This is a genomic window from Micromonospora sp. MGP-C2 (genome assembly GCF_057766525.1).
In genome coordinates this window covers 6246629-6265990 of the sequence record NZ_JBYMEN010000002.1, presented here as the reverse complement: position 1 = coordinate 6265990, position 19362 = coordinate 6246629, and the positions used below count along the sequence as shown (strand labels likewise).

14 protein-coding genes are annotated in these 19362 nt (G+C 69.1%); 1 reads left to right on the top strand and 13 read right to left on the bottom strand.

The annotated features are described in order from the left end of the window. Positions 1 to 415: 415 nt before the first annotated feature. The 6 genes from AC3CF1_RS28825 to AC3CF1_RS28800 form a co-directional block, all read right to left on the bottom strand. On the bottom strand, positions 416 to 2809 hold the full coding sequence (locus tag AC3CF1_RS28825; RefSeq protein WP_488451687.1) for an RICIN domain-containing protein: 2394 nt from the start codon (positions 2807 to 2809) through the stop codon (positions 416 to 418). A gap of 80 nt (positions 2810 to 2889) precedes the next feature. Continuing rightward, positions 2890 to 3741, bottom strand: coding sequence for a sugar phosphate isomerase/epimerase family protein (locus tag AC3CF1_RS28820; protein ID WP_488451686.1), 852 nt, complete (start codon positions 3739 to 3741; stop codon positions 2890 to 2892). A 6-nt stretch (positions 3742 to 3747) separates the two neighbouring features. Next, complete coding sequence (locus AC3CF1_RS28815) at positions 3748 to 4929, bottom strand: substrate-binding domain-containing protein (RefSeq protein ID WP_307871447.1); 1182 nt, start codon at positions 4927 to 4929, stop codon at positions 3748 to 3750. Between the two features lie 13 nt (positions 4930 to 4942). Further along, positions 4943 to 5926, bottom strand: a complete 984-nt coding sequence (locus AC3CF1_RS28810; RefSeq protein WP_197699603.1) for an ABC transporter permease — start codon at positions 5924 to 5926, stop codon at positions 4943 to 4945. A 2-nt stretch (positions 5927 to 5928) separates the two neighbouring features. Next, positions 5929 to 6900: an ABC transporter permease gene (locus AC3CF1_RS28805; RefSeq protein WP_088947080.1), complete on the bottom strand. Its 972-nt coding sequence runs from the start codon at positions 6898 to 6900 to the stop codon at positions 5929 to 5931. Next, a complete protein-coding gene (locus tag AC3CF1_RS28800) occupies positions 6897 to 8408 on the bottom strand; it encodes a sugar ABC transporter ATP-binding protein (RefSeq protein WP_488451685.1) in 1512 nt (503 codons plus the stop codon). Before AC3CF1_RS28800 ends, AC3CF1_RS28805 begins: the two co-directional genes overlap by 4 nt. A gap of 523 nt (positions 8409 to 8931) precedes the next feature. Between AC3CF1_RS28800 and AC3CF1_RS28795 the strand changes: the two genes are divergently transcribed. Further along, on the top strand, positions 8932 to 12477 hold the full coding sequence (locus AC3CF1_RS28795; protein WP_488451684.1) for a ThuA domain-containing protein: 3546 nt from the start codon (positions 8932 to 8934) through the stop codon (positions 12475 to 12477). 109 nt (positions 12478 to 12586) lie between these two features. On the opposite strand, the gene AC3CF1_RS28790 is transcribed toward AC3CF1_RS28795, so the two are convergent. The 7 genes from AC3CF1_RS28790 to AC3CF1_RS28760 all read right to left on the bottom strand — a co-directional run bounded on the left by AC3CF1_RS28790 (position 12587) and on the right by AC3CF1_RS28760 (position 19360). Then, complete coding sequence (locus tag AC3CF1_RS28790) at positions 12587 to 13567, bottom strand: aldo/keto reductase (RefSeq protein WP_355160304.1); 981 nt, start codon at positions 13565 to 13567, stop codon at positions 12587 to 12589. Continuing rightward, positions 13564 to 14442 (bottom strand): amidohydrolase family protein, encoded by an 879-nt coding sequence (locus AC3CF1_RS28785; RefSeq protein ID WP_488451683.1) that lies wholly within the window; start codon positions 14440 to 14442, stop codon positions 13564 to 13566. The genes AC3CF1_RS28790 and AC3CF1_RS28785 overlap by 4 nt, the downstream gene beginning before the upstream one ends. Next, positions 14439 to 15200 (bottom strand): SDR family NAD(P)-dependent oxidoreductase, encoded by a 762-nt coding sequence (locus AC3CF1_RS28780; protein ID WP_488451682.1) that lies wholly within the window; start codon positions 15198 to 15200, stop codon positions 14439 to 14441. The genes AC3CF1_RS28785 and AC3CF1_RS28780 overlap by 4 nt, the downstream gene beginning before the upstream one ends. Continuing rightward, on the bottom strand, positions 15197 to 16222 hold the full coding sequence (locus tag AC3CF1_RS28775; RefSeq protein ID WP_488451681.1) for a zinc-dependent alcohol dehydrogenase: 1026 nt from the start codon (positions 16220 to 16222) through the stop codon (positions 15197 to 15199). The genes AC3CF1_RS28780 and AC3CF1_RS28775 overlap by 4 nt, the downstream gene beginning before the upstream one ends. 105 nt (positions 16223 to 16327) lie before the next feature. Next, positions 16328 to 17551, bottom strand: a complete 1224-nt coding sequence (locus AC3CF1_RS28770; protein WP_358197034.1) for a mandelate racemase/muconate lactonizing enzyme family protein — start codon at positions 17549 to 17551, stop codon at positions 16328 to 16330. A gap of 1 nt (position 17552) precedes the next feature. Then, a complete protein-coding gene (locus AC3CF1_RS28765; RefSeq protein WP_355160301.1) occupies positions 17553 to 18380 on the bottom strand; it encodes a carbohydrate ABC transporter permease in 828 nt (275 codons plus the stop codon). After that, positions 18380 to 19360, bottom strand: a complete 981-nt coding sequence (locus AC3CF1_RS28760) for a carbohydrate ABC transporter permease (protein WP_172861986.1) — start codon at positions 19358 to 19360, stop codon at positions 18380 to 18382. Before AC3CF1_RS28760 ends, AC3CF1_RS28765 begins: the two co-directional genes overlap by 1 nt. Between the last annotated feature and the right edge of the window lie 2 nt (positions 19361 to 19362).

Genomic DNA, 19362 nt, shown 5'->3' with positions numbered 1-19362 from the left:
CGACGCAACGCGACGGTCGTCGCGACCGGCCGGCACCTCGCGTCTCAGAAATTGGCGGTAGTAAATCGCCAGACTGCCCTCGACATCCCCTTGCCCCTGGTGAACGCAGTGGGCGTCGTGCAATCGGCACCCACTGCTGGCATCGCCCTAAATGCGATCACCCGGGCTCATGAATGAAACATCGATGTAACGCAATCGTAGGAAAGCGGTTTCCCTCAAGGCAAGGGTTAGCGCTTGCAGGTTTGTTGCAGTGGTCGACGGGGAGCCCACGTCGTTGTTCTCGACCGACGAGACCATGCACGGACCTACGGAACGGCTCCTCGACCGGGCTGAGCGTGGTCGAGGAGCCGTAACCGCGCAGGCCCGGGCGGGGCGGTGTCGCCCCGGCCCGGACCTGTTGACGCAGGCCGCTGTCTCAGCTGCGCAGCTGCCACTGCTGGTTGGTGCCGCCGTTGCAGGACCAGAGGATCAACTTCGTACCGTTCGCCGTTCCGGCGCCGTTCGCGTCGAGGCACAGGCCCGACTGCACGCCGGTGATCGTGCCGTTGGCGTTGACGTTCCACTGCTGGTTGGCCTGGCCGTTGCAGTCCCAGATCACCACCGTGGTGCCGTTGGTGGTCCCCTGGCCGGAGGCGTCCAGGCACTTGGTGCCGTAGACCATGAGCTGCCGGCTGGCGGTGTGGGTCCACCGCTGGTTGGTGGCGGAGCTGATGCAGTCCCAGATCTGGGCCTGCGTGCCGTTGGTCGTGCTGGAGTTGCCGATCTCGGCGCACCGGCCCGACTGGACGCCCACGATCTGCACGTTCTGCGGGTTGGTGCTGCCGCCGCTCTGCACGCCAGCCGCGTTGATCACCGTCTGCGCGCCCGACGGCCAACTGCCGTTGCTGACCGTGACGTTTCCGTTGACGACGTTGCCGCGGTCGCCGTTGGTCACGTTCGTGGAGTTGTTCGTCGACCAGTTGTTGGTGACGGTGAAGTTGCCCATGTTCTCCGCGTACCAGTAGTTGGCGGTGGCCCAGGTGCCGGTGGAGGAGAACACGTTGTTGCGGGCGGTGTAGTAGCGGGAACCCTCGTCGAAGTAGAGCCCGAACCAGCCGTTGGTCCGCAGGCAGTAGTTTTCGTTGATGGTGCCGCCCGGGTTCGCCGACAGGGTGTAGATGCACCCGCCGTCGGTCATCTGCTGCATCACGTCGTGGACGTAGTTGCCGATGACCTGGTTGTTGGCCGCGGTGGTCGCCGTGGTGTAGCGCGGCTGGTAGTTGTACAGGCCCCGGTTCGCGTAGTGCTGGCTACCGCCGGCGTCGTTGGCGCCCCAGCCGTAGCCGACCGACAGACCGGTGTACGGCATGTTGTAGACCTCGTTGTGCGAGATCAGCGACGTGTTCACGTAGGTGGTCAGGATCGAGACGACCCCCCGGTACTCCAGGCCGAGATCGTGCACCCGGTTGTTGCTCACGGTGATGTTGCGGTTGACCATCCGCTGGTCGCCGGGGTGGTGCGCGTCGGCGCGTACGCCGCCGACCACGATGCCGCCGGCGGAGTTCCGGGCGATCTCGGATCGGGTGACGGTGATGTTGCTGGCGCCCAGGCCGACACCGCTGGCGTGGGCGTTGGCGTCGTTACCGATGCCGATGGCCGTCTGCCCGAGGTTGACGAACTGCGAGTCGCTGAAGGTGATGGTGTTGGCGGCCGACACCTGCACGGCGGCGGGCATCTGGTTCCAGTTCGGCCGGGTGGCCTCGAACTGGGGGCAGCCGGCCTGGCAGGAGGTCAGAGCGTCGGACGGACGCGCCCAGGTGCCGGTGATGTGCGCGCCGGTCTGCTGGTCGGCGAAGCCGTTGCTGCTGCTGGGGCCGAGCCAACTGGTGCCCGTGAAGGTGATGCCGCTGAACGAGATGTGGTGCGCGGGCGCGTCGTAGGTGCCACCGATGTTGACCAGGGACTGGAGTTGCGGCAGCTCCACGCTGACGGAGCTCATGTTCTGCCCGGCGAGCGGGATGTAGTTGAGCTGACCGTTGCCCGGGTTGAGATACCACTCCCCCGGTGAGTCCAGGAACTCGTACGCGTTGGTCAGGTAGAAGGGACCGGCGCGGTGCGGGCTGGAGAGGGTGTCGAACCCGAAGGTGTTGTTGTTCCACGCGGGCTGCTGCATCGTGAGGAAGTTGCCGCTGATGCTCTGCACCGGCGAGTACCGGTCGGTGAACGAGCCGACGCTCTCCACCTCGACCCGGTTCTGGTTGCCGAGGTTGTTGAGATAGTTGAGAGCGCTGTTGCTGAACCGCATGCCGGCCGTGGTGAAGGTGAAGTCGGAGCGGTTCACGGCGGTGCGCGCCCGGGTGGCGACGGCCCCGTTGACGTAGAGCTGGCGGGAGTCGAGCCCCGCGCCGACGTTGGCACGCCAGATGTTCCTGCCGGAGTCGACCTGCGACCAACCGGTGACGGCCCTGGCACCGGTGATCGTCGGACGGGCGGACGGCGCCGCCCGCCAGATCACCTGGTAGCCGTTGTTGCCGGAGTCGGCAGCGGTCAGGCGCATCGGCGACGAGAGCCGGTACACGCCATCGGCCAACTGCACGACGATGTCACCGGACATCGTGGCGTTGCTCGCCCGGACCGCGGCCTGGGCGGCGGTCAGCGAGCACGGTTGGCTGGCCGAGCAACTGGTGCCGGTGCCAACGGGCGACGCGTAGAGGGTGGTGGTGGCAGCGGAGGCCGGGGACGCCGAGGCGGCCACCACGACCAGCGCGGTCAACGCTGTCGCGGCGGCGCCGGCCAGCATTCGGCACAGCGGCGGAAGGGACGAGGACACGGGACGGTGCTCCTGACATGACAAAGGGATGGGGGTGGGCGGATCGCCTCAACGAGCGCGGGGTTGGCGCGCGGCGCCGGTCAGCCGAGGGTCTCCCGGAGATAGCGCAGGCCGTCCGTGGCGAGGCGGTCCTGTGAGGGGGCCAACGGGCGCCAGATCGCCGCGGCGGTGGCGATGGTCTCGTTCTCCGCGGTGAACGACTCGATGCAGATCGCGCCCTGGTAGCCGGTGTCGCGCAGGACTGTGAAGAAACGGGGCCAGTCGAAGTGGTCGGCACCGGGAGCGCCCCGGTTGGTGCCGCTGACCTGGACGTGCTTGATGTGCGGGCCGGCGAGTGCGAGGGCCGCGTAGGGGTCGGCCTCCTCGATGTTCATGTGATAGGTGTCGATCATGATGCCGACGCTCGGCGGTAGGCCGTCGATCAGCTCGACCGTCTGCTCGATCGTGTTGACGACGCTCGTCTCGTAGCGGTTCAACGCCTCGACGCCGATGCTCACCCCGCACTCGCCCGCCCGCTCGGCCACCGGCGCCAGGGCCCGCCGGAAGTCCGTGTAGCAGTCGGCGCGAGCCGTCGGTGACATCCGCCAGGTGCGGCCGACCGAGGCGTACACCGGGCCGCCGACGCACGGGGCGCCGACGGCCGCGGCGCTCGCCACGCAGCCCATGAGGTACGCCACCGTCGACTCCACGACGGCCGGCGCGGCGTCCACCAGGTCCCGTCCCGGCGGGGTGACCGCGCAAACCCCGGCGGCGGCGAGGCCGTGCGCGGCCAGCAGGTCCCGGGTACGGACCGGGTCCCAGTCACCGGGCTGCTCGATCGGCAACTCGACAGCGTCGAAGCCGAACGCGGCGATCCGTGGGATCAGCTCGGCCAGGGCCTCGTCGTCGACCGGCGAGGCCCACACCCAGGGGTTGACACCGATGGCGTACACCCGAACCTACTTCCAGCGCTGCGGGTAACCGGGCAGGTCGGTGCAGCCGCACATCGCGTAGTGCAGCGGCGGCATGCTCGGATCGAGGTAGCGGTCCAGGTTGTCCTGGGTGACGGTCGGCTGCGGCAGCTTCCACGGGTTGGAGACCTGCTCGCCGTCGAGGATCCGCAGCGCGGCGATGATCGGCGTACGCCACTGGTAGGTCGGGTAGGTCGGCGCGATGGCGGTGAGCTGCTTGTCCTTCCAGATCTTCAGGAAGTCGAGCTGGTCCTCACCGTTCATCGGCGGAACGGGCTTGCCCGCGTCCTGGAACGCCTCGACCGCCGCGACGGCAACTGCTCCGGCGTCCATCCAGACACCGTCGATCGTCCCGTATCGCTGGATGTAGTCGTCCACGATCTTCTTGGTCTTGGCCGGGTCACCGTCGGTGAACTCGACACCCACGACGTCGACCTTCGCCTTGTCGAACGCCACCTTCGCCGCCGACCACCGGGTCTCCAGGACGTCGACACCAGGCAGGATCCGCAGGGCGAGGACCTTGCCGCCGGGCTTCATCTTCTGACTGACGAACTCGGCGCCGACGTGACCGAACCCGTAACCGCCGATGGGGTTGATGAAGGTCACCGGGCACTTCGTGTTGACGCCACGGTCGAAGACGATGACCGGCAGGCCCGCCTGGCAGGCCGCCTCGACGGCCGGGGTGAGCGTGGCGGTGGTGTTGGGCGAGACGATGAGCGCGTCGCAGCCCTTGCCGAGCAGGTCGTTGATGTCCGCGATCTGCTTCTGGTCCTTGCCTTCGGCGTCGACGTGCACGAACTCCTTGATGCGGCTCTTCTGTGCCTCGACCTCGGCCTGCATGGTCTTGAACCCGACCTGCCGCCACGGGTTGTTCAGGGCCGCGTTGGAGAAGCAGATCTTGTGCGGGCCCTTCTTCTTGAACTTGGCGGTGTCCACCATCGTCGGGTTGAGCACCTGCTCCCACGGCTTGTCGGCCGGGCCCGTGGCGGCGGCGTCGAGCAGCGCGAGCTCCGCGTCGTAATCGGCCTGCACGAAGAACTTCGACTGGTCCCCGGTGCCCGAACCGGCGGCGGGGGCACTGCCCGAGGGGCCGGCGGCCGGCTCGTCGGTGGAACACGCGGTGACGGACAGCAGGGTGACAGCGGCCAGCGCCGCCATGAAACGTCGCACTATGGTTTCCCCTTTATCTCGACGAAGAACGAGTTGCGGAGACCGCCACGGCGAGCAGGATGATCCCGCCCTGGACGGCCGACCTGAGGGCGCCGGAGACGCCGTAGAAATTCATGAGGGCGAAGAGCAGTTCGAGGGTCAGCGCCCCGAGCATCGCGCCGACGACCGCGCCGCGGCCCCCGCCCAGAGCGACGCCACCGAGGACGACCGCGGTGATGGCGCCGAACTCCAGGCCCGCTCCGGCCTGGAACGAGACGCCGCTGTAGCCGCCCAGCAGGATCGCCGCCACGGCCGCCGCGAGCCCGCTGAGGATGAAGGCGATGGTCCGGGTACGCCACACGCGCACTCCGCTCAACTCGGCGGTGCGCGGATTGTCGCCGACGGCGACCAGCGTCCGGCCGAAGTCGGACCGCATCAGCAGCACGGCCACCACCGCCAGGACCAACAGGACCAGCAGCGCGTACGGCATGCGGCCGAGCACCGGCACGTCCTCGAACGCGCGCCGGCCGAACCGCCGGAACTCCTCGGAGAGCCCACCCTTCGGTGCACCGTCGGACCACAGGTAGACCGCCCCGACCAGGATCAGGAACATGCCGAGGGTGGTGATGAACGACGGCACCCGCAGCCGGGTGGTGATGAGGCCGTTGACCAGCCCGACGAGTGCTCCGAAGGCGAGCAGGAGCAGCACCACCGGCCAGGTACGCGCCGGGTCTCCGTCGATCAGCCGGGCGGCGACGACCACCTGCGCCGTGACCAGGGAACCGACCGAGAGGTCGAACTCACCGGAGACGATCACGAAGTACTGACCGGCGGCGAGCAGGATGATCGGCGCCGAACGACCGAGGAAGGACATCAGCGACGGCGGGGACAGGAAGTCGGGCTGCCGGATGCCGACGAGCACCAGCAGCACCGCGAGGATCGCGAGGATCGGCAGGACACCACCGGGGCGCACCCGCGGCAGACGCAGCGGCAGTGAACGGGGCTGGACGGTCTGCACGGTCAGGCCGCCTTTCGCATGGCCCTGCGGGCGTAGACGGCGACCGCGGCGATGATGATGACGCCCCGGATCACCTGCTTGAAGAAGGCATCCACCTCGAGCTGGTTGAAGATGGCGTCGATGCTGGCGAGCAGCAGCACCCCACCGACGGTGCCGATGACACCGCCACGCCCGCCGGCGAGGGCGGTCCCGCCGATCACCACGGCGGCGATCGACTCCAGGTCGTAGAGACCCTCGGTGCCCACCCGCGGAGCGCCCGAACCGAGCCGACTGGCCAGGTAGATACCGGCGAGCCCGGCACACATCGAGCAGAGCACGTGGGCGGTGACCAGGATCCGGTCGTTGCGGACACCCGAGAGCCGGGCCACCTCCGGGTCGCCGCCGACGGCGACCAGGTGATGGCCGAAGCGGGTCCGCGAGAGCGCGAACCAGGCCGCCGCGGTCACGGCGATCAGCAACAGGAACGACAGTGGCACCGGGCCGACGCGCTGGTAGCCGAGAGACTGCACGAGCGTGGGCGAGGTCGTGCCGGCCGGGCCGTCGTAGCCGTTGTCGAGGTAACCCTTGAGCAGCAACCCGACGCCGAGGGTCGCGATGAACGCGTTGACCCGGAACTTGGTGACGAGGAGCCCGTTGAGCAGCCCGACACCGGCGCTGACGGCGAGCGCCAGGCCGATCGCCGGCACCAACGCGCCGTCGCTGCCGTTCATCGTCTCGGCCGCGACGAGAGTGCTGAGGCTGATCACGTACGCCACCGACAGGTCCAGCGAGCCGCCCAGGATGACCAGGGTCTGTCCGACGGCGACGAGCCCGAGGCCGGCGGCGACGTGCAGCAGACTCACCGTCGTGGACTGGTTGAACAGCTGACCACCGTCGACGAGGACGACCAGCCAGCCGATCGCGAGGGTGAGGGTCAGTGCCACGAAGACGCCCGGTACGGGACGGCGGGCCGGAAGGAGCGACAGGGCGCTCATGCAGCTGCCTCCCGCGCGGTCCCGACCGCCAACGCGACGACGTCCTCCTCGGACGCGCCGGCGGGCAACTCGCCCACGATGCGGCCGTCGCGCAGGACGACGATCCGGTCACTCATCCCCAGCAGCTCCGGTAGGTCGGACGAGATCATCAGCACGGCCGCGCCGTCGCGGGCGAGACGGCGGACGAGATCGTGGATGGCTGACTTCGCGCCCACGTCGATGCCCCGGGTCGGCTCGTCGAAGAGCAGGATCCGCGGGTTGAGCGCGAGCCATCGGGCCAGCACGACCTTCTGCTGGTTGCCCCCGGACAGAAAGCAGATCTCCTGGTCGTCGCCAGCGCCACGAACCTCCACGGCGGCGAGCAGCTCGCGGGCGCGGACGGTGCGGGCGGCGTGGCCGGAGCGGATCGCGAACACGGCCCGGCTGGCGAGCAGCGTGTTGTCGAGGACCGACTGTCGGGGGACGATCCCCTCGCCCTTGCGGTCCTCGGTGACGTAGGCGATGCCGGCCCGCATCGCGGTGCGTGGTGAGCGCAGCCGGACCGGCCTGCCGTCGAGCGTGACCTCGCCGGCCGTGAACGGCGACACCCCGAAGAGCGCGCGGGCGAGCGCAGAACGTCCGGAGCCCTGCAGGCCGCCGACGCCGAGCACCTCGCCGGCACGCAACTCAAGGTTGACGCCGCGCAGCTTCCGGTTTCCCGCGTCGCGGACGGTGACCCGCACCGGGCCCAGGTCGTCCGGGCTGGCCCGGTCGGGGTAGTAGCTGGAGAGCTCGCGGCCGACCATGTGCCGCACCAACTGGTCGGCGGTGGTGTCCGCCGTGTCCACTGTGGTCACGCGGCGGCCGTCCTTCAGGACGGTGATCCGACTGGACAGGTCGAAGACCTCGGCGAGCCGGTGCGAGACGTACAGCAGGCCGATGCCCCTCTCCTGGAGTCGGCGCACCAACCCGTAGAGCAGCTCGACCTCGTGGTCCGCCAGCGAGGCGGTCGGCTCGTCCATGATGAGCAGCCGCGCGTCCAGGGCGAGCGCCTTGGCGATCTCGACGACCTGCTGCTGCGCGACGCCGAGCTGCCCCACCCGGGCGTCCGCCGGCAACGTGGTCTCCCCGATCGAGGCGAGCAGCCGCGTGGTGCGGTCGAGCATCGCCCGGCGGTCGACCAACCCGCGGCGGACCGGCTCGTGGCCGAGGTAGACGTTCTCGGCGACGGTGCGCTCTGGGAGCAGGTTGAACTCCTGGTGGATGATGCCGACGCCGGCCCGTTGCGCGTCGCGCGGGCCACGGAACACCCGGGGTTCCCCGGCGAACTCGACAGTGCCCTCGTCCGGCGAGTATCCGCCCGAGACGATCTTCATGAGGGTCGACTTCCCTGCGCCGTTCTCACCGACGACGGCGTGGACCTCGCCTGGCGCCACATCGAGGTCGACTTCGCCGAGAACGCGTACTCCGAGGAAGGACTTGCCGATACCCCGAAGGGTGAGCAGCGGCACCGGCCGCGAGTCTGACATCCCGAGTGCCCTCACAGACAGTAGTTATCGACAGCATTCAATGCCACACTACGGTGACTTTGAAGCGCTGGACATCAAACTTTCGTAGGAACGGAGGCGGCTTACGTTCGCGTGTTGCAAACATTCTCTTGACATCCGCGAAACATCACACGTATGAAGATAGATGTTTGGATGCGGGTCCGCAATCCTCGATCTAGGCCGACTGGCAGGCCGGTCCATGATCGACAGTGGCACCGCAGCCAGGGAGCCACTCACGGCCGTCGTCCACCGGGCAGGACATCGGATGTTACCCTCGTTGATTGACACTCATCGATCTCTAGCTCATCCTGACCTCGTGGGCCACGGGACGACAACCACGGCCATCATCACGCTGTGTGACGTCCTGCCGGTCTGACTGCCGTTTCGGCGAACGGCACGAGGACAGCCCAGCGCGCGCTCGTGCCCGCCCAGGCGTCCAGGCAGAACCTGACGCACCGAAGGGCCCGTGATCGCACCCCCACCACCGCACAACCTAGGAGACGGCATGCGTCGCAATACATTGATCATCGCGGTGATCGCCGGCCTGTTACTGTCGCTCGGACTCGCCCCACCCGCATCGGCGGCCCCGGCCTTCCGTGCCCTGCTGTTCACCAAGACCGCCGGCTACCGGCACGACTCGATCCCCGCCGGAATCGCCATGTTCCAGCAGCAGGCGGCGGCGAACAACTTCGAGCTGGTGGCGACCGAGGACTCCAGCGTCTTCACCGCCAGCAACCTGGCGACCTTTGACGTCATCATCATGTTCCAGACCTCCGGCATGGTCTGGACCTCGGCGGCGCAGCGCCAGGCGGTGGAGGGCTACCTCGCCAGCGGCAAGGGCATCGTCGGCGTCCACAACGCCACCGACATGGGCATCGAGTCGGAGTACCCGTGGTGGGACCAGACCATCAACGGCGGCGCCCACATGCCCGAACACTCCCCCGGCGTGCTGCCCGGCACCGCCATCGTCGCCGACAAGCAGCACCCGTCGACGGCCGGTCTGCCGGATCGCTGGAACCGCAGCGAGGAGTGGTACAACTTCGACACCAACCCGCGCGGCAACGTGCACGTCCTGGTGACCGCCGACGAGCGCACGTACAACCCGGGGTCCCGGGCGATGGGCCCGGACCACCCGATCTCCTGGTGCCGCAACGCCGGTGGTGGGCGGGTGTGGGCCACCGCGATGGGCCACGCGATCGACTCCTACAGTGAGACGAACTTCCGCAACCACGTCCTCGGTGGCGTCCGGTGGGCCGCCGGCAACGTCGCCGGCGACTGCGGCGGCACGGTCTGGGGCAACTTCGAGAAGCGCACCCTCGACGACAACACCGTCGACCCGATGGCGATGGCAGTGGCCCCCGACGGGCGGGTGCTCTACGCCCAACGCGGCGGGCAACTGAAGATCTTCAAGCCCTCCACCAACAGCACTGTCACCGCCGGCACGCTGAGCGTCTACACCGGCGGCGAGGACGGTCTCACCGGCATGGCGCTGGACCCCAACTTCGCCACCAACGGGTACGTGTACCTGTACCACTCGCCGGCGAGCAGCACGACCGACGTCAACCGCGTCTCCCGCTACACGCTCTCCGGCGACACGTTGAACATGTCCAGCGGTGTGACGATCATCGACATCCCGGCCTACCGTGACCGGACGTTCCCGGAGCCCGGCCACACCGGCGGGTACATCGAGTTCGGTCCCGACGGCAACCTCTACATCGGCACCGGCGACGACACGCCGCCGAACCTCGACCCCAACTGGCAGGGCTACGCCCCGCTGGACTGGCGGTCGGGCAAGTCCAACCTCGACGCCGCCAGGACCGCCGGCAACACCAACGACCTGCGCGGCAAGCTGCTGCGCATCCGCCCCGGAGCCAGCGGCAGCTACACAATCCCGACGGGCAACCTGTACCCCCAGGGCACCGCGCAGACCAAGCCGGAAATCTACGCGATGGGCTTCCGCAACCCGTTCCGCTTCTCGATCGACGCGGCCACCGGCTGGGTCTACCTGGCCGACTACGGGCCGGACCGCAACCCGCCCACCACCAACCGCGGCCCCGAGGGCCTGGTCGAGCTCAACGTGATCAAGACGCCGGGCAACTACGGCTGGCCGTTCTGCCACGGCAACAACCAGCCGTACGCGCCGTTCAACCCGGACACCGGCGTCGTCGGCTCGAAGTTCAACTGTTCCGCGCCGGTCAACAATTCGCCGAACAACACCGGTCTGACCAGCCTGAAGCCGGTCGTCATGCCGAACCTCTGGTACGGCTACCCCGCCTCGACGACCTTCCCGGAGCTGGGCTCCGGCGGCTCCGCGCCGATGGGCGGCCCGGTCTACCGGTACGACGCGTCGAACCCGTCCGCGACGAAGTTCCCGCCCTACTACGACGGGGTGCACTTCTTCTACGAGTGGTCGCGCAGCTACGTCAAGGAGGTGCACTTCGACTCCTCCACGGCGGTGACCCGCACCAACCCGTTCCTGCCCGGTGGCGGGTTCAACAAGCCGATGGACATGGAGTTTGGCAAGGACGGCTCGCTCTACCTGCTGGAGTGGGGCACCAACTTCGGTGGCGGCAACAGCGACTCCGGGCTCTACCGGATCGACTACATCCAGGGTGGCCGGTCACCGATCGTCAAGGCCACCGGCACACCCACCAGTGGCACCGCCCCGCTCACCGTCCAGTTCAGCAGCGCGGGCACGTCCGACCCGGACCCCGGCAACACGCTGAGCTACCAGTGGACGTTCGGCGACGGCACCAGCTCCACGGCCGCGAACCCGTCGAAGGTGTACACCGCCAACGGCAACTACACAGCGCAGTTGAAGGTCACCGACAACACCGGTAAGACGGGCTTCGCCAACGTCCAGATCACCGTCGGCAACAGCGCCCCGGTGGTCACCATCACCACACCATCCAACGGCGGCATGCTCACCTTCGGTGACAAGGTGTCGTACCAGATCACCGTGACCGACCCGGACGGCGGCACTGTCGACTGCTCGAAGGTGGTCCTCAACCCCGCGCTCGGTCACGACGACCACGCGCACGAGACCACCGAGTACCCGGGCTGCTCGGGCACCATCTCCACCGACCTGCTCGGTGGTCATCCGGACGGCGCCAACCTGTTCTACGTGCTGAACGCGCGCTACACCGACAGCGGTGGCGCGGGGGGCGCGGCACCGCTCACCGGCACCGCGCAGGCGATCCTGCAACCGAAGCACAAGCAGTCCGAGTACTTCAGCAGCCAGTCCGGCATCCGGGTCGTCGACCAGGCGGCGGCGGAGAGCACCAAGCGCGTCGGTGACATCTCCACCAACGACTGGATCGCGTTCAGCCCGATGAGCCTGTCGGGCATCTCGACGGTCAGCTACCGGGTGTCGTCGCCGTCCGGTGGCGGTTCGATCGAGCTGCGTGCCGGCTCGCCGACCGGCACCCTGCTGGCCACCACCCCGGTGCCCAGTACGGGCGGCTGGGACAACTACCAGTCCACGACTCCGGTGAGCGTCGCCGCGCTCAGCGGGACACAGACGCTCTACATGGTGTTCAAGAACAGCAACAACTCGTTCGATCTGGACTCGCACACCTTCGGGGGCGTCGGCGTCGGCGTACCCGGAACCGGCGGTGGCGTGGCGGGGAAGACCTGGACGCTCACGGCGCAGCACAGCGGCAAGCTGATGGACGTCAGCGGTGTCTCCACCGCCGACGGCGCACAGATCACCCAGTGGGCGGCCACCGGGGGCAACAACCAGAAGTGGCAGGCCGTCGACGCCGGTAGCGGTGCGGTCTACCTGAAGGCCGTGCACAGCGGCAAGTGCGTCGAGGTGGTCGGCAGCTCCACGGCGGCGGGTGCCTTCCTCCAGCAGGCCACCTGCAACAACGGCAACCAGCAGAAGTTCACCGCGACCGCGACGGGAACCTCTGGGGTCTACACGGTGCGCAGCGTGCTGAGCGGGCTGTGCGTGGACGTCAACGGCGCCGCCACCACCGACGGCGCCCGTCTGTTGCAGTGGACCTGCCACAGTGCGGCCAACCAGCAGTGGCGGTTCACCGCGGTGTGACCCGCGGCTGTCGCCGTAGCGAATGACGTCCCGGTCGGGACCGGTATCCGATGAGCGGAGCCGGTCCCGGCCGGGACGTCGTCGTCAGGCTGAGAGGGAGAACGTCGCCCTAGTGCGCCGTGGCGAGCAGCCCCGCCGCCGCCAGCGCGTCCCAGAGTTCCTCCGCCACGACGGCCTCCGAGCGTCGCACCGCCTCGGCGACCTGGGAGGTGTTGCGCACACCGACCACCGTCGACACCACCGCCGGATGCCGGCGGACGAAGGCCAGTGCCGCCTGCGGCAGGGTGACGTCGTACGTCTCGCAGACCGTCGCGATCCGCCGCGCCCGCTCGATCAACTCTGCCGGCGCCTGCTGGTAGTTGTAGACGGCGTCAGCCGGGGGCCGGTCCCGCGACAGCAGCCCCGAGTTGTAGACGCCCGCGATGACCACGCCCACCCCGCGACTCTCGGCGGCGGGCAGCAGGTCATCGGCCGCGCCCTGCTCCAGCAGGGTGTACCGCCCGGCGCACATCATCACGTCGACGTCGGCTTCCCGCACGAACCGGGCCAGCATCTCCGACTGGTTCATGCCGGCGCCGATGGCACCCACCACGCCCTGGTCACGCAGCTCGACCAGGGCCGGCACGGCTTCACTGGCGGCCCACTCCCAGTGGTCGTCCGGGTCGTGGAGGTAGACGATGTCGATCCGGTCCAGCCCGGTGCGATCCAGGCTGGCCTCGATCGAGCGAAGGACGCCGTCGCGGCTGAAGTCCCACACCCGCCGGTGGCTCGCGGGGACATCGAACCCGTCGGAGTCCCGCAGGTGGGCGTCCTGCGGCGACGGCACCAGCAGTCGCCCGACCTTCGTCGACACGACGTACTCGTCGCGCGGGCGGTGCCGCAACGCGGCGCCGAGTCGGCGCTCGGACAGACCGAGCCCGTAGTGCGGCGCGGTGTCGTAGTACCGGACGCCCGCCTCCCACGCGGTGTCGACCGCCGACGCGAACTCCTCGTCCGTCGTGGCCCGGTACAGGTTGCCACCCTGGGCCGCACCGAAGCCCAGCTCGGTGAGACGCACCTCCGGGCGACGCGGCAGTGCTCGCACCCTCACGACGCCTCCAACCGATATACGCGCCGCGCCGTGTCCCCCCAGAGCAGCGCCTGGTCGGCCTCGTCGTGGTCGCCCAGCAACTCCGCCAGCGCCTCGACCCATCGCGGGTACGAGCTGGCGAGCAGACAGACCGGCCAGTCCGAGCCGTACATCAGTCGGTCCGGTCCGAACGTGTCGAGCGCGCCCTCGACGGCCGGTCGGAGGTCTTCCGTCGTCCAGGGTGACCGCTCCACTTCCGTCACCAGACCGGAGAGCTTCGCCGTCGTGTTGGGCGAGGCCGCCAACGCCCGCAGACCGCGAGTCCACGCGGTCATCTCCGGACGGCCCAACGCGGGCTTGCCCAGATGGTCGAGCACGAAGCGCACCTCCGGCAGGTCGTGCGCCAGACGTGCGGCCATGGGCAGCTGGTGTTGGCGGACCAGCAGGTCGAAGACCAGGCCGGCCGCGCCGACCGCCGCGATCCCCCGGCGGACGTCCGGACGGTCCAGGTACGCCGGGTCGGTCTCGCTCTGCACGAGGTGGCGGATGCCGACGAGACGTTCCCCGCCCGGTGCGGCCCGCAGGCGTACGAGGCGCTGGGCGACGTCGTCGGCGGTCAGGTCCACCCAGCCGACGACACCACGGACGAGGGTGTCCCCGGCCGCGACGGCCAGCAGGTCCACCGTCTCCGCCTCCGAGGCGATGGACTGCACCACCACGGTCGCGGTGACCCCGGCGGCCCGGGCCACCGGCACGAGATCCGTGGGTTCGAAGTCGGCGTCGATGGCCGCCATGGTCACCGGGTCGATCCACGGTTGGGGGTGCCGTGCGCGGACCCAGAGGTGGTGGTGCGCGTCGACGATCCCGGCTCGTCCGGGCACCTCTGCGCCCGTCATCGGCCCAGCCAGCCGCCGTCGACGGGCAGGACGATTCCGTTGACGTAGTCGGATGCCGCCGACGCCAGGAACACCGCGGCGCCACCGAGGTCGTCGGCCCGGCCCCACCGACCCGCCGGGATCCGGGTGAGGATCGCCGGGGCACGGTCGGGGTCGTCGCGCAGCGCCTGGGTGTTGTCGGTGGCGATGTAGCCGGGGGCGATGGCGTTGACGTTCACCCCGTGGGCCGCCCACTCGTTCGCCAGCGCCTTGGTCAGACCGGCCACCCCCGACTTCGACGCGGCGTAGCCGGGGACGGTGATGCCACCCTGGAAACTCAGCAGCGACGCCGTGAAGATGATCTTCCCTCGGCCCCGCTCGACCATCGTCCGGCCGATCTCCCGGCTCAGGACGAACTGGCTGCTGAGGTTCACCTCGATCACGTGGTCCCACATCTCGTCCGGGTGCTCCGCGGCCGGAATACGGGCGATCGTGCCGCCGTTGTTCACCAGGATGTCGATCGGCCCGAGAGCGGTGATGTCCTGGGCCAGCCGGTGCACGGCCGCGCGGTCGCCGAGGTCGGCCCGCAGCGCGGTGAACCCGCGGCCTGCGGCCCGCACCCGGCGTTCCACCTCGCTGCCGGTCGCTTCGAGCTGGGCGGAGACCCCGACGATGTCGGCACCGGCCAGGGCCAGGGCCTCGGCCATGGCGAGGCCGATGCCGCGCCGTGCCCCGGTCACGACGGCGGTCCGTCCGGACAGGTCGAACAGGGCGGTCACTGGTTGCCCTCCCGCAGGTCGAGCAGCACCTTCATGACACCGCCACCTTCCAGGGCCGTGAAGGCGTCGGCGGCCGCCTGGACCGGTTCGACACGGGAGATGAGCTGTCGCGCCGGGATCGCGCCCGAGGCGACCAACCGGATCGCCTCCACCATGTCGTCGCGCTGGTACAGCCGGGCACCCAGGAGTTCCAGCTCGCGCCAGAAGAACCGGTGCAGGTTCACCTCGCGAGGCTTGGGGTGGATCGCCACCATCACCAGCCGACCCCGGGTGGTGAGGACGTCGACCGCCGTGGTGACGCCGGCCGCGGAGCCGGACACCTCGAAGGCGATGTCGGCGCCCGCGCCGTCGGTGCGGTCGTTGACCAGTGCCACGACATCTGTCGATCCCGGGTCGACGGCCTCGATCCCGATCCCGCCCGCCACCTCGCGGCGGAACGGGTCCAGCTCGACGAGGAGCACCCGTGCGCCGCGGCTCTGCGCGACGGTGGCGATGAGGACACCTACCGGTCCACCGCCGACCACGACCACCTGGTCGTCGGCGGTCACGTTCCCCCGCCGGACGTCGTGCACGGCGACCGCGACCGGCTCGACGAGCGCCGCGTGGTCGAGCGGCAACTCCTCGGGCAGCGGCAGGACCAGCTCCACCGGCACGTTCCAGGAGGACTGCATGGCGCCCGGTGAGTCGATGCCGAGGAAGTTCATGGCGTGGCAGACGTGGGAGTTGCCGCGCTCGCAGGCGGCGCACTGCCCGCACGGCCGGGTCGGCATCACGGTGACGGGCTGGCCGACGCTCCAACCGTCGACGTCCTCGCCGAGGGCCGCGATCCGCCCGGACATCTCGTGGCCGATGATCGCGTAGTCACCGACCCGGGCGTCCATGTCCCCGTGATAGATGTGCAGGTCCGTGCCGCAGATTCCGGTGTAGGCCACCTCGATCCGCACCTGGCCGCGACCGGGTGGCACCGGTTCGCGTTCTTCGATTCCGAGGTGACGCGCCCCCCGGTAGACGACTGCCTTCATCGATCCTCCGTCTCGACGGTCGGTACGTCGGTCGTGCCGACCGGCATGGTCGTGGGTGCACCGCCTCGGTGGTGCACCCACGCTCCCTTTGATGTGGTGGTCAGCTCAGTGCCGCGCGGTGGGTGCCACGTCGTTGTGCGAGTTCAGCGACACGACGGGCACCTGGCGGCCGGGGACGATGCCGTCGACCCCGGCCAGCAGCCGACGGCCGGCGCGCTCCGGCCGGACGTTGGGGCTGTCGGCCGTCTGCGGCTGCGGGCGGCGGTTGGCGGCCCGGATCAGCTCCTCGTCGACCCGGACACCCAGCCCGGGTGAGTCGCCGAGGACGAAGGCACCGTCCTCGACGTGCAGGTCGATGGACACCCCGACCGGTCGGTGCAGGTCCTGCAGCTCGCTGGTCAGATGGTTCGGCACCGAGGTCGCGGCGTGCAGCAGCCCGATCGGGCTGTTGCCGATCGGGCTGACCGGCAGGTCGTGGGCGTGTGCCAGGGCGGACGCCCGCAGGAAGTGGGTGACCCCCCAGACGGCGGCCATCTGGACGACGTCGACCGCGCCGGCGGCGATCAGCGGGCGGTACTGTTCGAGCCCGGTGAGGTTTTCCCCGGTGGCGACCGACGCGCGCACTCCTCTGCTCACTGCGGCGTTGCCCTCGGCGTCCCAGCGTCGGACGGGCTCCTCGATCCAGATGAGGTCCAGGCTGCGTTCGAGTTCGCAGACGTGCCGAACGGCCTGCTTGCGGGTCCATGCCTCGTTCACGTCGAGCATCAGACCCGGCCGCCGGCCGTGGCCGGCCTCGGTCAGGACGTCCCGGACCAGGCAGAGCCGGTGCCGGTCGCGCTCGATGTCGAGGCCACCCTTGAGCTTGGCGGCTCGCAGGCCGTGGCTGGCGTAGACCTGGTACTCGGAGACGAGCTCGTCGTCGGTCAGCCCGATGTCCAGGCCGGACGCGTAGGCGGGAACGCGCCGGTCACGTCCGCCCAGCAGCCGCCACAACGGCTCACCGGCGGCCTGCGCCTTGATGTCCCAGAGTGCGGTGTCGAGAGCGCCGATGGTGCCGAACACCGGGCCTGCGTGGCCCGCCTTGAACGTGTGCCGCAACATGCGGTCGTAGAGGGTCGTCACCGCGCGCGGGTCCTCGCCCTCGATGGCGGCGAAGACCCGTTCGATCTCGACGTGCGGCCCGAGGCCGACGCCCGAGATGCCCTCGTCGGTGTCGACGACGACGATCGAGACCGGGACCACCCCGTCGGCGAAGACGCCGTTGGCATCGCCGACCGGCCGCCCCCATTCCTGGACCGTGGTGAGCGTCCGATATCCCGTGATGCGCATGTCAACCCTTCGTGGAACCGGCGGCTACACCGTCGGCAATTTGGCGCTGGAGGAACAGGTAGACCAACAGGACGGGTATCGCGGCGATCAGCACCCCGGAGGCGAAGGTGGGGATGTTGTCGGAGTACTGCCCGCGCAGCGAGGTCACCCCGATCATCAGCGTCCGGTGTTCGGCCGACGGCATCATCACCAGTGCCATGAGGACGTCGTTCCAGCAGAACAGGGCGTTGAGGATGCCGACCGACAGCAGCGCCGGGGTGCCCAGGGGCAGCATGATCCGGCGGTACACGCCGTACACGGTGTTGCCGTCGATCCGGGCCGCGTCGACGATCTCCGACGGGATGCCCTTGTAGTAGCTCGTCATCAGGAAGACGGTGAAGGGCAGGAACTGGGCCACGTAGACCAGGATCAGGCCCGGGTACGTGTCGATGAGCGCGGTGTCGGCCATGATCCGGGCGAGCGGCACCATGATCACCTGGAACGGGATGAAGAGCCCCGCGAGGCAGCCCAGGAACAACGCCGACGAGCCACGGAACCGCAACTGGCTCAGGGCGAAGCCGGCCATCGACCCGAGCAGCAGCAGCAGGAGCACCGACGCCGTCACCACGACCAGCGAGTTGACGAAGTAGCGGCCCATGCCGACGCTGTTCCACGCCGTGCTGATGTTCTCCCAACGCAGAGCGTCGGTCAGCGAGAATCGGTCGAGGATGTAGTCACGGCGCGTCTTCATCGCGACGTTGGCGGTGAACAGCAGGGGGTAGATCGTCGCCAGGGCGAGCAACGACATGGGGATGGCGATCAGCCACCAGCCCAGGCGGAGGCGAGACATCAGTCCTCCTTTCCGGATCGTTCGAGCAGCTTGATCTGCAACAGCCCCACCACGAGCATGATCATGAAGAGGATCGTCGACGCGGCCGACGCGAGCGCGGGACGGTTCATCTGGCCCTGCTGCTTCCAGATGTAGAACTCCGGCAGGTACGTCGACCCCTCCGGCCCGCCGCTGGTCATGACGTAGAGCAGCCCGAACATCGAGGTCAGCATCCCGATCATCGTGGTCACGAAAACGAACTGGATAGTGCGCGAGAGGCTCGGGACGATCACGTGCCAGACCACCTGGCGCAGCGACGCCCCGTCCACGCGGGCGGCGTCCAGCAGCGCGGGGTCCAGCGTGGCGAACCCGGCGAGAAACACCACCAGGGCCATACCGAAGGTGGCCCAGATGTGCACGCCGACCACCATGAACATCGCGATGCCCGGGTCACCGAGCCAGTCGATCGGATCGACACCGACCGAGGAGAGGACGGCGTTGAGGGGGCCGTCGAAGGCGAGCAGCAGGTTGAAGATCGCACCGACGATGACCGGTGAGAGCACCGCGGGAAAGAAGTAGACGCTGCGATAGAAGCGGTGACCGGGCACCCGCAGGTAGATGAACGTCGCGAGCAGACCGGGGATCGCCACCGCCACCGGCAGCAGCAGCACCAGCAACCCGACGTTCTTCAGCGCGGTCTGGAACAGCGGGTCGGCGAAGAGCTCCCGATAGTTGCCGAAACCGACAGCCGTCCCGTTCTGCGCACCGTCGCCGGTGAAGGAGAAGTTGACCCCGAGGATCAGCGGGTAGAGCCGCAGCAGCACGATGATCAGGACGGCTGGGGCGACCAGGATGTAGGGGGCGAAGCGTTCCGCGCGCAGCCCACCCCGGTCGGGACGGGGGCGTACGCCACCCCGGTGCGCGGCGGGGGTGCCCGCCGCCCCGCCGGCCCGTCCGGCCGGAGCCAGACGGACCGACGGTTGCGTGTTTCCGATTGGCACGA

What these genes read in the sequence shown, in the direction of transcription:
- AC3CF1_RS28795 (WP_488451684.1), top strand. Translation starts at nt 8,932, where the DNA reads ATGCGTCGCAATACATTGATCATCGCGGTGATCGCCGGCCTGTTACTG.
- AC3CF1_RS28805 (WP_088947080.1), bottom strand. Translation starts at nt 6,900, where the DNA reads ATGAGCGCCCTGTCGCTCCTTCCGGCCCGCCGTCCCGTACCGGGCGTC.
- AC3CF1_RS28775 (WP_488451681.1), bottom strand. Translation starts at nt 16,222, where the DNA reads ATGAAGGCAGTCGTCTACCGGGGGGCGCGTCACCTCGGAATCGAAGAA.
- AC3CF1_RS28765 (WP_355160301.1), bottom strand. Translation starts at nt 18,380, where the DNA reads ATGTCTCGCCTCCGCCTGGGCTGGTGGCTGATCGCCATCCCCATGTCG.
- AC3CF1_RS28800 (WP_488451685.1), bottom strand. Translation starts at nt 8,408, where the DNA reads ATGTCAGACTCGCGGCCGGTGCCGCTGCTCACCCTTCGGGGTATCGGC.
- AC3CF1_RS28770 (WP_358197034.1), bottom strand. Translation starts at nt 17,551, where the DNA reads ATGCGCATCACGGGATATCGGACGCTCACCACGGTCCAGGAATGGGGG.
- AC3CF1_RS28785 (WP_488451683.1), bottom strand. Translation starts at nt 14,442, where the DNA reads ATGACGGGCGCAGAGGTGCCCGGACGAGCCGGGATCGTCGACGCGCAC.